Origin of the sequence: Citrobacter sp. Cf125, assembly GCF_030333935.1 — a bacterium.
Taxonomy (GTDB): Bacteria; Pseudomonadota; Gammaproteobacteria; order Enterobacterales; family Enterobacteriaceae; genus Citrobacter; species Citrobacter freundii.
On the sequence record NZ_JAOWEY010000023.1, the window covers coordinates 318410 to 331435 of the forward strand.

The 13026-nt window shown below is 52.0% G+C and carries 13 protein-coding genes; 5 read left to right on the forward strand and 8 right to left on the reverse strand.

Annotated features, from left to right (window positions below; genetic code table 11):
• The first annotated feature begins 1 nt into the window (after position 1).
• The gene (locus OGV89_RS11920; protein WP_054528747.1) at positions 2-1012 is read left to right on the forward strand and encodes a LacI family DNA-binding transcriptional regulator; all 1011 of its coding nucleotides are present in this window, start codon (positions 2-4) and stop codon (positions 1010-1012) included.
• Between the two features lie 107 nt (positions 1013-1119).
• Here the strand turns inward: OGV89_RS11920 and lysA are convergent, their stop codons facing one another.
• Positions 1120-2376: a diaminopimelate decarboxylase gene (lysA, locus tag OGV89_RS11925; RefSeq protein ID WP_194857424.1), complete on the reverse strand. Its 1257-nt coding sequence runs from the start codon at positions 2374-2376 to the stop codon at positions 1120-1122.
• A 118-nt stretch (positions 2377-2494) separates the two neighbouring features.
• Between lysA and OGV89_RS11930 the strand changes: the two genes are divergently transcribed.
• The gene (locus OGV89_RS11930) at positions 2495-3430 is read left to right on the forward strand and encodes a LysR family transcriptional regulator (protein WP_044699798.1); all 936 of its coding nucleotides are present in this window, start codon (positions 2495-2497) and stop codon (positions 3428-3430) included.
• Here OGV89_RS11930 and OGV89_RS11935 read toward each other — a convergent pair.
• Positions 3402-4109 (reverse strand): aspartate/glutamate racemase, encoded by a 708-nt coding sequence (locus tag OGV89_RS11935; protein ID WP_044699778.1) that lies wholly within the window; start codon positions 4107-4109, stop codon positions 3402-3404. The two genes, OGV89_RS11930 and OGV89_RS11935, sit on opposite strands and share 29 nt — an antisense overlap.
• A gap of 141 nt (positions 4110-4250) precedes the next feature.
• On the opposite strand from OGV89_RS11935, the gene OGV89_RS11940 reads away from it, so the two are divergent.
• Positions 4251-4577: a cupin domain-containing protein gene (locus OGV89_RS11940; protein WP_205688307.1), complete on the forward strand. Its 327-nt coding sequence runs from the start codon at positions 4251-4253 to the stop codon at positions 4575-4577.
• Positions 4578-4650: 73 nt separating this feature from the next.
• Here OGV89_RS11940 and araE read toward each other — a convergent pair whose 3' ends face one another.
• From araE to OGV89_RS11965, 5 genes are all read right to left on the reverse strand, one after another.
• Positions 4651-6069, reverse strand: coding sequence for an arabinose-proton symporter AraE (gene araE / locus OGV89_RS11945; RefSeq protein WP_003033926.1), 1419 nt, complete (start codon positions 6067-6069; stop codon positions 4651-4653).
• A 315-nt stretch (positions 6070-6384) separates the two neighbouring features.
• Positions 6385-7146 (reverse strand): 2-dehydro-3-deoxy-D-gluconate 5-dehydrogenase KduD, encoded by a 762-nt coding sequence (kduD, locus tag OGV89_RS11950; protein ID WP_003033923.1) that lies wholly within the window; start codon positions 7144-7146, stop codon positions 6385-6387.
• Between the two features lie 57 nt (positions 7147-7203).
• Positions 7204-8040 (reverse strand): 5-dehydro-4-deoxy-D-glucuronate isomerase, encoded by an 837-nt coding sequence (gene kduI, locus OGV89_RS11955; RefSeq protein ID WP_003840972.1) that lies wholly within the window; start codon positions 8038-8040, stop codon positions 7204-7206.
• Between the two features lie 470 nt (positions 8041-8510).
• Positions 8511-9689 carry an acetyl-CoA C-acetyltransferase gene (locus OGV89_RS11960; RefSeq protein ID WP_003033912.1) on the reverse strand — a complete coding sequence of 393 codons (1179 nt, stop codon included), beginning with the start codon at positions 9687-9689 and terminating at the stop codon, positions 8511-8513.
• A 102-nt stretch (positions 9690-9791) separates the two neighbouring features.
• On the reverse strand, positions 9792-10676 hold the full coding sequence (locus OGV89_RS11965; RefSeq protein ID WP_003846446.1) for a LysR family transcriptional regulator: 885 nt from the start codon (positions 10674-10676) through the stop codon (positions 9792-9794).
• A gap of 101 nt (positions 10677-10777) precedes the next feature.
• Between OGV89_RS11965 and OGV89_RS11970 the strand changes: the two genes are divergently transcribed.
• Together OGV89_RS11970 and OGV89_RS11975 are read left to right on the forward strand one after the other, a co-directional pair.
• Entirely contained in the window at positions 10778-11233 is a 456-nt protein-coding gene (locus tag OGV89_RS11970) for a multidrug/biocide efflux PACE transporter (protein WP_003846445.1), read from the forward strand.
• Between the two features lie 142 nt (positions 11234-11375).
• A complete protein-coding gene (locus tag OGV89_RS11975; protein WP_003840979.1) occupies positions 11376-12605 on the forward strand; it encodes an amino acid permease in 1230 nt (409 codons plus the stop codon).
• 53 nt (positions 12606-12658) lie between these two features.
• Here the strand turns inward: OGV89_RS11975 and rcnR are convergent, their stop codons facing one another.
• Positions 12659-12931, reverse strand: a complete 273-nt coding sequence (rcnR, locus tag OGV89_RS11980) for a Ni(II)/Co(II)-binding transcriptional repressor RcnR (RefSeq protein ID WP_003033900.1) — start codon at positions 12929-12931, stop codon at positions 12659-12661.
• Positions 12932-13026: the final 95 nt, after the last annotated feature.

The window sequence follows — 13026 nt, forward strand, 5'->3', positions numbered from 1 at the left end:
TATGACTACGATGTTGGACGTTTCACGACACGCAGGCGTCTCAAAAGCGACCGTTTCGCGCGTATTGAATGGTACGGGTCAGGTAAAAGAGAGCACGCGCCAGAAAGTGTTTAAGGCCATGCAGGCACTTGATTATCGGCCTAATTTTTTAGCGCGATCTTTGGCAAACCGCACCAGCAACAGCATTGGTCTGGTGGTTTCTACATTTGATGGATTCTACTTTGGCCGGCTGTTGCAACAGGCTTCACGCCAGACGGAATCTCACGGCAAGCAGTTGATCGTCACTGACGGACACGACACACCAGAGCGTGAGCAGGAAGCCGTGCAAATGCTGGCGGACAGGCAGTGCGACGCCATTATTCTCTATACCCGCTATATGAGTGAAAAAGAGATAATGTCGCTGATGAACAGCATCGCTATGCCCTTGCTGGTCATCAACCGTGATGTCAGCCAGGCCCGCGATCGCGCGATTTTCTTTGAACAGGAAGACGCGGCCTATCAGGCGGTCAATTATCTTATCTCCCAGGGCCATAGAGATATTGCTTGTATCACTGTGCCAGGCCATACCCCGACAGGTAAATCCCGCCTGATGGGGTATCGTAAAGCGCTGGAAAAAAACGGTATTCCCTGGGATCCCGACAAGGTCAAATACGGAGACTCCACGATGACACGAGGCTATGAAGCCTGTCGTGAACTGCTGGAGGAAGGGGTGAAATTCAGCGCATTGTTCGCCTGTAACGATGACATGGCATTAGGCGCATCAAAAGCGTTACATCAGGCCGGGCTGAGGATCCCAACGGACGTCTCACTGTTTGGTTTTGATGATGCACCCAGCGCCAAATGGCTGGAGCCGGGGCTGTCTACCGTTTATCTGCCGATTGATACCATGATAACCACGGCAATCGACCAGGCTATCCGGCTGGCCAACGGCGAGAGCGTCGAGCCAATCCCACCGTTTACCGGCAAACTGGTACTACGTGACTCAGTAACGCTCGGGCCGTACTTTAAGTAATTAAATGCCGGATGGCGGCACAAGTGCCTTATCCGGCCAACAGCGCCCACAGTTAATTTCGTAGGCCGGATAAGCGTAGCGCCATCCGGCATTTCACCACGCTGTAATCAGATTAATTCCAGCGCTAACAGCTCATCAATGGTCTGGCGACGGCGAATCAGCCGCGCCACGCCGTTATCGAACAAAACCTCCGGCAGCAGAGGACGGCTATTGTAGTTTGACGACATAGACGCGCCGTACGCCCCGGTATCATGCAAGACCAGATAATCACCCGGCACCACCGCAGGCAACAGACGGGTTTCCACATTTCCGCCCTCCTGCTGGGTAAACACGTCGCCAGATTCGCACAGCGGCCCGGCCACCACGGTTTCCCGTTGCGGGGTGTGTTCCAGAGAGCGACCATCCCCAGCCAGCGCGGAGATATGGTGATAGCTGCCGTACATCGCCGGGCGCATCAGATCGTTGAAGCCCGCATCGATCAGCACAAAGTGACGGCTACCCATCTCTTTTACGCTGCGTACCTGTGCTACCAGCACGCCGGCTTCCGCGACCAGAAAACGACCCGGCTCTATCTCAAGCGCGACTGGGTGCCCCAGGTATTTAGCAATCTGCTCACGCGCAGCGTTCCACAATCCAAAGTAGTGATCGGTATCGATCGCCTCTTCACCTTCGCGATACGGGATTGATAAACCGCCGCCCGCAGAGATCGCCTCCAGATCCTGATCAAATTCAATCACCTGACGCACCATCGCACCGCACACCTGCTCCAGATGCGCGTAGTCCACACCGGAGCCAATATGCATATGAATCCCCACCAGCTTCAGCTTGTAGCGCTGAATCACCTCCAGCGCCGCGGGAAGATCGCTATACCAGATCCCGTGCTTGCTGTTTTCGCCGCCGGTATTGGTTTTCTGACTGTGCCCATGCCCAAAGCCAGGGTTTACGCGTAGCCACACGCGATGGCCCGGCGAGACCTGACCCAGTTGTTCCAGCATATCCACCGACCCGGCATTTACCGGAATGCGCAATTCATGCACCCGCGCAAGCGTCGCCTCATCAATCATATCGGCGGTAAAGACGATTTCATCTTTCCCCGGTACAAAACCTGCCGCTAGTGCACGTTCAATTTCGCCCAGCGAGACGGAATCCACCTTCACGCCCTGCTCGCGCATCAGGCGCAAAATATGAATATTCGAACATGCCTTCTGGGCAAAACGCACCACGTCAAACTGGCTCAGTTTGGCAATCTGCGCGCGGATAATCTGCGCATCATAGACCCACACCGGGCAGCCGAATTCGGCAGGCAGGCGCAGCAGGTTGTCGGCGGTCAGGTCAGTGTCTGTGTTGTTGAGTGGGCGTGGCATGGTGTGCTCCGGTATTGGCTTTTTTATGATTACGCCACAGCCCGAAAAGAATAAAAAATATCGTTTTATCGTGAGTCTATGCAAAAATGATATGGATTGGTTCATTCGAGGATTGCCCATGCCCGCCGTTAACCTGCGACACATCGAAATTTTTCACGCCATCATGACGGCAGGCAATCTGACGGAAGCCGCGCGCATGCTACATACCTCGCAGCCCACCGTCAGTCGGGAACTGGCCCGATTCGAGAAAGTACTGGGATTAACGCTGTTTGAACGCACGCGTGGCCGGCTGCACCCAACCGTACAAGGGTTACGTCTGTTTGAAGAGGTGCAACGTTCGTGGTATGGCCTGGACAGAATTGTGAGCGCCGCCGAAAGCCTGCGCGAGTTTCGCCAGGGCGAATTGTCGATTGTTTGCCTGCCGGTATTCTCACAGTCCTTTTTACCACCACTGCTGCAGCCATTCCTCGCACGCTATCCGCAGGTCAATATTCAGATAGTGCCGCAGGAGTCACCGCTGCTGGAAGAGTGGCTGTCGGCTCAGCGCCACGATCTGGGGTTAACGGAAACGCTGCATACGCCAGCCGGAACAAAACGCACCGAATTGCTGGCGCTGGATGAAGTGTGTGTGCTGCCCCAGGGGCATCCGCTGACTAAGAAAGCGGTGTTAACGCCGCAGGATTTTCAGGGGGAAAACTACATCAGCCTGTCACGGACCGACAGTTACCGTCAGCTACTGGATAGCCTGTTTAATGAGCACCAGGTGAAGCGCCGTATGGTGATTGAAACCCATAGCGCCGCTTCAATTTGTGCAATGGTGCGGGCAGGCGTGGGGATCTCGGTGGTAAACCCACTGACCGCGCTGGATTACGCCAGTAGCGGGGTCGTCATCCGCCGCTTCAGTATTTCGGTACCCTTTACGGTCAGCCTGATTCACCCACTTCATCGCCCCGCCTCGGCGCTGGTTGATGCTTTTACGGCGCATCTGCAGGACCATCTACCAAGTCTTATTGACCCGCTGGAGGCTATTTTGCATCCACAACCGAAAGCATAAATGCCACCGCATCTTGCGCATGGATTGCCGCGGTGTCGAAAACCGGTAGTGGGCTTCGCTCGGTGGGAACCAGCAGACCAATCTCGGTACAGCCAAATATCACCCCTTGCGCCCCCTGTTTCGCTAACTGGTTAATGACGCTCAGGTAATAGTCGCGGGAGGACTCGCTGAATTCACCGAGACACAGCTCATCGAAAATAATTTGGTTTATTTTCTGACGGTCATCAGCTTCAGGAATCAGCGTGCTAATGCCAAATTCAGTCTGTAAACGCCCGCGATAAAAATCCTGCTCCATGGTGTAACGCGTGCCCAGTAGCGCCACGTTGCTCATCTGCTGCTTTTGTATCGCCCGCCCCGTCGCATCGGCAATATGCAGGAACGGCACATCACAGGCGCTTTCAATCGCCTCAGCAACTTTGTGCATGGTGTTGGTACACAGCACAATCCCTTCCGCACCCGCCTGCTGTAACCCCAGCGCCGCCTGCGCCAGAATATCGCCTGCTTTATCCCACTCACCGCGACTCTGGCACAACTCAATCTCGTGAAAATCCACGCTGTGCAACAGAATCTGCGCAGAATGCAGGCCACCCAGACGCTGTTTTACCCCTTCATTAATGAGTCGATAATAAGGAATGGTAGATTCCCAGCTCATACCGCCTAACAGACCGATCGTTTTCATCATTTCCCCTGACTCGTTGTTGTCTCTCCAGTGAACCAAAGATGTGATCAACTTTCCACATCTGTTGGCGTGCATTTCTTTTTTTAATTTTCTGATATAGGTTTAATGAAACATTGTTTTAATTAATTACAGGAAGGCCGGATGTTTATTTTTCATAAAGAGACCACGCTTGACGATCTGGGCAATGGCGTTACCCGGCGCATTCTTGCTCACGACGGTAACATGATGGCGGTTGAGGTGAACTTCGAGCAAGGCGCGATAGGCCCGATGCACAATCATCCGCACGAGCAGCTGACTTACGTGTTGTCCGGTGAGTTTGAATTTACCATCGGCGAAGAAAAGCATGTCGTTAGGGCGGGCGATACCCTGTATAAACAACCCAACATTAGGCATGGCTGCGTCTGTTTAAAACCGGGAACGCTGCTGGATACCTTTACGCCCATACGCGAAGATTTTCTACACGGGTAAAGCGCTAAATAAAAAAGCCGGGTATCGCTTACCCGGCCTACATGAGACGTCATCCGACACTCCGTCTCAACATTTACACCCCAATATCTCTTAACTTCTCACCTGCCATCAGCTTACGTTCGATATGCTCAAGCGTGACGTTTTTGGTTTCTGGAATCAGCCAGAACGTAATACCGATAAACACGACGTTCAGCGCAGTATATAGCCAGAACGTACCGGCGGCGCCAATGCTATCGAGCAGCGTCAGGAACGTTGCACCAATGATCATGTTCGACACCCAGTTGGTGGTGGTGGAGCAGGTAATACCAAAATCACGGCATTTCAGCGGCTGAATTTCCGAACACAGGATCCACACCACCGGCGCGGCGCTCATCGCATAGCCTGCAATACACATCATCGTCATGCCAACTGACAGCCAGGATAGTCCACTGGAAGCCGTGCCGTTATCAAACTGCATCAGGCAATATCCGAGCACCAGCGTCCCGATGGCCATTACGCTGAAACCAATTTTCAGCGCCGGTTTACGTCCTGCTTTGTCGACCGTGAAGACGGCAATAAAGGTAGCGAACATAAACGTTAAGCCAACCACCAGCGTGGCAATCATCTGCTGCTCTGTGGTGGTAAAACCCGCCATTTTGAAAATGCGCGGCGCGTAATACATGATGATGTTCATCCCGGTGAACTGCTGCATAGCCTGCAGTAACATTCCAAGAAAAACTGCGCGGCGCACGTTACGGTTAATTTTAAACAGCGCCCAACCACCCTGCTTCAGCTTCAAGCTTTCACGGATTTCGTTCAGCTCATCGCGGGCCTTTTCTGACGTATCGCGCAGCATGCGCAATACTTCTTCAGCTTCAATGTGGCGACCTTTTTCCGCCAGCCAGCGCGGGCTGTTGGGCAGGAACACAACCAGAATAATCAGCAATACAGCCGGAAGAGCCAGCACGCCCAGCATAGCGCGCCAGTTACCGCTGTAGCTGAACGCGGTATCGGACAAAAAGGCCAGAACGATGCCCAACGTCACCATCAGCTGATACATACTGATCATCTTGCCACGCACGTTTTCGCTGGCCATTTCAGAGAGATAGAGCGGTGCGGTGTAAGAGGCGATCCCCACCGCAACGCCCAGTACCACGCGGGCAAAAATGAGCATTTCTACGCTGGAGGCAAACGCCGAGCCCAGAGATCCGACGACGAAAAGGATCGCCCCCGCCATCAGACTGTATTTACGTCCCAGGCGGAATGACAGCCAACCGTTAAACAGCGCACCAATTGCCGCGCCCAGCATCATGCTGCTGACCACCCACTCCTGCAGGCGGCTGGTCAACACAAAGTGATCGGTGATGAAAGGCAACGCCCCGGCAATCACGCCAATATCCAGGCCGAATAACAACCCTGCGACAGCCGCAGAGATAGAAACAAACATATTCATACGTCGCGTATCGCGCACTGGGCGCGGCGCTAAAGCAGCATCATTATTTATTGAGACCATTTTTTCCTGCCAGATACAGAGTAACCATGCCATTGAAAGTAAGGGATCCCTTGCAGGAAGCGTCAGGCGGGAAACGGCAAAAACATGGATTAAATAGCTACACCACATCGTTATGTGATGGATATTCCAATTTTAAAATTTACCGACAATCACTCAATTAAATTTAATTTATTGATATTAAAGAATATTAAAAACAATAAATTGATACGTATGAAATTTAATATGGAATAATTTATAACCACAATATGGATTTTAATGATTCAAAAGTAAAAAAAACCCTGCCATTTAGCAGGGTTTGTTGGCTATGGAAAGCAATTAACGCGCCAGCCAGCCGCCGTCTACCGCAACGGTATAGCCGTTGATATAGTCAGATGCGCTGGACGCCAGGAACACGACAGGCCCCATCAGGTCGCTCGGCAGACCCCAACGCCCCGCCGGAATACGATCGAGGATTTCTGCGCTACGCTGCTCATCAGCACGCAGCTGTTGAGTGTTATTCGTCGCCATGTAACCCGGTGCAATCGCGTTGACGTTGATGTTATGTTTTGCCCACTCGTTCGCCATCAGACGGGTAACACCCATTACGCCGCTTTTAGACGCGGTGTAAGACGGCACGCGGATCCCGCCCTGGAAGGAAAGCATAGAGGCGATGTTGATAATTTTACCGCCGTTACCCTGGGCGATAAAGTGCTTCGCCGCGGCCTGAGACATAAAGAACACGCTCTTAATGTTCAGGTTCATCACGTCATCCCAGTCTTTTTCGCTGAAGTCGATCGCATCGTCACGACGGATAAGACCCGCGTTGTTGACCAGAATATCGATATGGCCGAATTCTGCCACTGCGCGCTCCAGCAGCGCCGGAATACCGTCGATTTGACGCAGATCGGCGGTCAGGCTTAAAAAACGGCGGCCCAGTGCGGTCACACGTTCGATGGTTTCTGTCGGTTCAACAATGTTGATACCGACGATATCGCAGCCCGCTTCAGCCAGGCCCAGCGCCATACCCTGACCCAAACCGGTATCACAACCGGTCACAACGGCGACTTTACCTTCAAGAGAGAATGCATTCAAAATCATTGTAAATCCTTAATTTTTTATAATGCCCGCCGCAGCAGGCACGGCTGTCGCCCGCAACTAGCGCAGATCTTTTACTGCAACATGGTCCATATCATCAAAGACCTGGTTTTCGCCGACCATGCCCCAAATGAACGTATACGCTTTTGTGCCGACACCGGAGTGAATAGACCAGCTTGGAGAAATCACCGCCTGCTCGTTGTGCATCACAATATGACGCGTTTCCTGAGGCTGCCCCATCATGTGGAATACGCAGGTATCTTCTTCCATATTGAAGTAGAAATAGACTTCCATACGACGTTCATGGGTATGACACGGCATGGTGTTCCACAGGTTACCCGGTGCCAGTTCAGTCAGACCCATGCTCAACTGGCAGGTTTCCAGAACATCCGGCACAAAGTATTTGTTGATGGTACGACGGTTACTGGTGAGGTTATCGCCCAGCGTCACTGGCGCAACGTCTGCAGGCGTGACTTTCTTAGTTGGGTAAGTCGTGTGGGCCGGCGCGCAGTTGTAGTAAAACTTCGCCGGTTTTGTCGTATCAATACTGGCGAATACCACTTCTTTTGCCCCTTTCCCGACGTACAGCGCGTCGCGATGGCCAATTTCATAGCACTGGCCGTCAACGGTAATCGTGCCCGGGCCGCCGATATTGATCACACCCAGTTCACGACGTTCGAGGAAATAGGTTACGCCCAGCTGTTTGCCGACTTCGCCACCCACAGAGACGGTTTTGGCCACTGGCATAATGCCGCCAACAATGATGCGGTCGATGTGGCTGTAGACCATGGTGTATTCATCTGCGACAAACACTTCTTCGACCAAAAACTCATTACGCAGCCCCTGAGTGTCCAGGGTTTTCGCATGCGCACTATGGATGCTTTGTCTTACGTCCACATTTACCTCCAGTGATAAATTGACCGTGAATGCTTAAACGAATAGCAAAACGCTGTTCCGTTTTATCTTATGCACTCATGATATTCCTCCCTGAATGTGTTTTCAATTATAAATAAAACGATGTTTCACTTTTTTCGCATCTTATTATCAAAAGTGTAAGTGCGATCACGCTAGCGCGTATGAATAGCGAAATGGACTTTAATAAAATGATTGAATAACAATACGATAAATTTATTTATTCATTAGGGGCGGGGATAAAAAATGGAAAATTCAGCCGAGATGATCAGTCGAAAAGACACCTTTTCTAACAAAGTGCGCAGTTAATCACATGAAATGAAACAATGTTTTGATAAGTTAACTTTGTTTAGAGTGTATGTTTCTGTAACTGGCCTTGCCCTCCTGCTGGAGGGCTTTTTTACAGGTGCAGGGAAACTCTTAGAAAGGCGTTTAAGACGGTAAATGTAAGATCGTTAATCTCGTTCGATAGCGAGCGCCACCCCCTGACCACCACCGATACACAGCGTTGCCAGGCCCTTATGCGCCCGACGCTTCACCATTTCATGCACCAGCGAAACCAGAATTCGGCAGCCAGATGCGCCAATCGGGTGACCGAGCGCAATGGCTCCGCCGTTAACATTCACCCGCCGTTCATCCCACTCCAGCATTTTCCCAACGGATAATGCCTGCGCGGCGAAGGCCTCATTAGCTTCGATAAGATCAACATCTGCCAGTTGCCAGCCCACACGCTCAAGGCAGCGGCGGGTCGCATACACTGGCGCAATCCCCATGAGCGCAGGGTCGACCCCGACGCTGGCAAAGGCGCGAATACGGGCCAGTACAGGTAAGTTCAACTCTTGCGCCTTGGCCTCGCTCATCATCATCACAGCAGCGGCGCCGTCATTGATGGATGACGCGTTACCTGCCGTTACCGAACCGAGCCTGTCAAAGGTAGGATCCAGACGCGCCAGCCCTTCGGCGCTGGCATCGGTACGGGGCTGCTCGTCGGTATCCACCACCAATGATTGCCCATTACGCTGTGTTACCACCGGCACGATTTCATCTTTAAAGCGTCCAGCATCAATTGCCATCCGCGCTTTGTGCTGCGAGTGCAGCGCGTAGGCATCCTGCAATTCGCGGCTAATGCCGTATTCTCGCGCCAGGTTTTCCGCGGTAACGCCCATGTGATAATCGTTGAAGGCATCCCACAGACCGTCATGTACCAGGCTGTCGACCAGTTGGCTGTTCCCCAGCTGTGCGCCGGTGCGGCTATCGGTAAGGACATGCGGGGCACGGCTCATATTCTCTTGCCCGCCCGCAATCACAATGTCGGCTTCGCCGCACTGGATAGCCTGGGTCGCCAGATGCAGCGCTTTCAGGCCCGAACCGCAGACATCGTTAATGGTGATGGCGGAAACGGTATTGGGTAGCCCACCATTGATGGCAGACTGACGCGCCGGATTCTGCCCGGCACCTGCGGTAAGCACCTGACCGAGGATCACTTCATCCACAGCATGAACGTCCACGCCTGTGCGTTCCAGTAAAGCCCTGACCACCATGCTGCCTAATTCAACGGCAGAATGGCGCGCCAGCGTCCCCTGGAAGCAGCCAATCGGTGTCCTTAACGCCCCGACTATCACAACCTCTTTCATCACCACCTCAGCGCAAAATAACACCGCAATAGTAGATGATTGTTAAAAAGAGTTATCAAGGTTGTTTAAAAACGGTGATTTTTATCACAAAGGAAATTCGTATCATTTATTGGTCATCTGAACGCCACTCTGCTGTAAATGGTCGCGCAGCCAACTTCCCGCCACGCCAGGCGGTGATTTCTTATTCCACAACAGATCGATAGAGATAGCCTTTGGCCAGCCGGGCAGCTTTAATTGAACCAATGGTTTTTCTGCCGCAAACTCCTCCACCAGCGCACACGGGAGCGCGCACCAGCCGAATCCCTGAACAGCCATACTTAGCAATAACAGGTAGTTAGGAGCCGACCAGACGGGACCGCGCGCCACGTTAGTCCCGCTTTCCAGATAGGTATTCAGACGCAGCTCGCGCCAGGTATGCAGCTGTTCCCACTGCAGTTTTTCTTGAGCCGCCAAAGGATGCGATACCGCCACGTACAATCCCATCCAGGTTTGCATCGGCAGACGCGTAACGCCCATGTCGGTCGGGTAATCCTCCCGCGCTTCGATCAACCCCACCTGAGCACGTCCTTTTTGCAGCAGATCGATCACGTCCTCGTCTTCGCCAATCAGACATTCAAACTCGGTATGGGGAAACTTACGGTCAAACTGCACCATCAACTCTTCCAGCACATCCGGATGCAGCGTGTCTGACAACACGAAGGTCAGACGCGCTTCCGTTTCACCCGACAGCGAAATCGCCGCCTCGTCCAGACGATCGCTCGCTGACAGAATGGCCTGCACATAACCCAGCACCCGCTTACCTTCTTCGGTCAGCGTTGGCTGGCGCGATGAACGGTCAAACAGCGCAAAACCAAGGTCGGCTTCCAGATGCGCAATGGCCGTACTGATGGTGGACTGGCTTTTGCGCAGCCGCCGGGCCGCAGCAGAAAATGAGCCGCAGGAAACGGTCTCTACAAATGCCGTTAACGCTTCAGGAGAGTAACGCATGAACTATCTACTTTATCGATGGGTACTATCTTTTAGATATCACATTAAACGATAAAATTGCCACCATTCCGTTATCCGGGCATCAAAGAAGGTTTTAGGTTATGCAACACGATACAGTCCAACGCCGCTCGTTAGTAGAGCGTATTTTTCATGCCGTCTGCTTTGAAGGCATTGCCACCGCTGTTCTCGCACCAACCACCGCATGGTTGATGCAGCGCTCGGTGCTGGAAATGGGCGGACTGACCATTCTTCTCGCCACTACAGCGATGATCTGGAATATCATTTATAACGCCCTGTTTGACCGTCTGTGGCCGTCGCACCTGGTAAAACGTACGGCGAAAGTGCGAGCATTTCACGCCTTAGGTTTTGAGAGTGGTTTTATTGTGATTGGGGTGAGCATCGTGGCGTATGTGCTGAACGTCAGCCTGCTTCAGGCATTCACGCTGGAAATAGGTTTCTTCCTGTTCTTCCTGCCGTATACCATGTTCTATAACTGGGCTTATGACACGTTACGCGAGCGTGTTATGAAGCGTCGTCAGCAGCGCGTTACTGCCTGATAATTAAAATAATAGTCGGAATTTTCTCGGTTCCGGCTATTCATCCATTCACCAGCCCGCTTGTTCACACCTCCCCCAGCCCCTGCCATTTGTGGTAAATTGCGCTTCTTTTTGTTTATTTTATAGTTGATACGTTCAAATAATGTCGAAATTTTGGTCAAAAGAAGAGACTCTCTGGAGCTTCGCACTATATGGGACTGCCGTCGGCGCAGGAACCCTATTCCTCCCCATACAGCTGGGTTCTGCAGGTGCGGTGGTGCTGTTTATCACCGCTCTCGTCGCCTGGCCTTTAACCTACTGGCCGCACAAGGCGCTGTGCCAGTTTATCCTGTCTTCAAAAACGTCGGCTGGTGAGGGGATCACTGGCGCGGTTACACACTACTACGGCAAGAAGATTGGCAGCCTGATCACCACCCTCTATTTTATTGCCTTCTTTGTGGTGGTACTGATCTACGCCGTGGCGATAACCAACTCACTCACCGAACAGCTGGCAAAACATATCGAGATAGATCTTCGCGTGCGTATGCTGGTCAGTCTGGGCGTGGTACTGGTGCTGAATTTAATTTTTCTGATGGGTCGACAAGCCACCATCCGGGTGATGGGCTTTCTGGTGTTCCCGCTCATCGCGTATTTTTTATTCCTTTCGCTCTACCTGACTGGAAGCTGGCAGCCAACGTTACTCACCGGCCAGATGTCTGTCGATCAGCACACGCTTCATCAGGTTTGGATATCTATTCCCGTGATGGTTTTCGCTTTTAGCCATACGCCAATTATCTCCACGTTCGCCATTGATCGACGTGAGAAATATGGCGAGCAGGCCATGGGTAAATGCAAAAAAATCATGAAGGTAGCCTACGTCATCATCTGCCTGAGCGTGCTGTTTTTCGTTTTCAGCTGTTTGCTTTCGATTCCGACAAACTATATCGAGGATGCAAAAAATGAAGGCGTGACCATTCTGTCAGCACTATCGATGATGCCTAACGCACCGGCATGGCTGTCGATTTCCGGGATCATCGTTGCCGTCGTAGCGATGTCAAAATCGTTCCTTGGCACCTACTTTGGCGTGATTGAAGGGGCAACGGAGGTAGTAAAAACATCGTTGCATCAGGTGGGTGTGAAGAAAAGCCGGGCCTTTAACCGCGCCCTGTCCATCATGCTGGTCTCGGCTATCACGTTTATCATCTGCTGCATCAATCCTAATGCTATTTCAATGATTTACGCGATTAGTGGGCCGCTGATTGCCATGATTTTGTTTATCATGCCGACATTGTCTACCTATCTGATCCCAGCGCTGAAGCCGTACCGTTCAGTGGGTAACCTGATAACGTTGATTGTCGGTCTGCTGTGCGTATCTGTGATGTTTTTTGGCTAAATGACGTTATCAACGGCTCATTCATCAGTGTGAGGATGAGCCGTTAAACTGGCTTATTTGATGTACGAATCCAGTACTTTCAGAATCACATCCAAATCTTCTTCGCGCTTAATTTCATCGCCCTGATGCACAATGTGCTCGGTCAGATGACCTTTAATCACTTCGCGCATTAATCCATTTACCGCCCCGCGGATCGCCGCTATTTGCTGCAATACCGCCGCGCATTCATGCGGTTCATCCAGCATGGTTTTCAACGCCGCTACCTGCCCCTGAATCTTGCTGGTTCGGGCTTTCAGTTTTTGTTTGTCGCGGATCGTATGTGACATAACTTTACCTTTTTAACGTCTGGCTGTAAGGACAATACCATCGACATTCTACTGGGGGGTAGTATTTGATACTGGGGGGGAGTAGAATCAGGCGA

What these genes read in the sequence shown, in the direction of transcription:
- araE (WP_003033926.1), bottom strand. Translation starts at nt 6,069, where the DNA reads ATGGTCTCAATAAATAATGATGCTGCTTTAGCGCCGCGCCCAGTGCGC.
- OGV89_RS11920 (WP_054528747.1), top strand. Translation starts at nt 2, where the DNA reads ATGACTACGATGTTGGACGTTTCACGACACGCAGGCGTCTCAAAAGCG.
- kduD (WP_003033923.1), bottom strand. Translation starts at nt 7,146, where the DNA reads ATGATTTTGAATGCATTCTCTCTTGAAGGTAAAGTCGCCGTTGTGACC.
- OGV89_RS11935 (WP_044699778.1), bottom strand. Translation starts at nt 4,109, where the DNA reads ATGAAAACGATCGGTCTGTTAGGCGGTATGAGCTGGGAATCTACCATT.
- OGV89_RS11960 (WP_003033912.1), bottom strand. Translation starts at nt 9,689, where the DNA reads ATGAAAGAGGTTGTGATAGTCGGGGCGTTAAGGACACCGATTGGCTGC.
- OGV89_RS11965 (WP_003846446.1), bottom strand. Translation starts at nt 10,676, where the DNA reads ATGCGTTACTCTCCTGAAGCGTTAACGGCATTTGTAGAGACCGTTTCC.
- OGV89_RS11975 (WP_003840979.1), top strand. Translation starts at nt 11,376, where the DNA reads ATGTCGAAATTTTGGTCAAAAGAAGAGACTCTCTGGAGCTTCGCACTA.
- rcnR (WP_003033900.1), bottom strand. Translation starts at nt 12,931, where the DNA reads ATGTCACATACGATCCGCGACAAACAAAAACTGAAAGCCCGAACCAGC.
- lysA (WP_194857424.1), bottom strand. Translation starts at nt 2,376, where the DNA reads ATGCCACGCCCACTCAACAACACAGACACTGACCTGACCGCCGACAAC.
- OGV89_RS11940 (WP_205688307.1), top strand. Translation starts at nt 4,251, where the DNA reads ATGTTTATTTTTCATAAAGAGACCACGCTTGACGATCTGGGCAATGGC.
- OGV89_RS11970 (WP_003846445.1), top strand. Translation starts at nt 10,778, where the DNA reads ATGCAACACGATACAGTCCAACGCCGCTCGTTAGTAGAGCGTATTTTT.
- OGV89_RS11930 (WP_044699798.1), top strand. Translation starts at nt 2,495, where the DNA reads ATGCCCGCCGTTAACCTGCGACACATCGAAATTTTTCACGCCATCATG.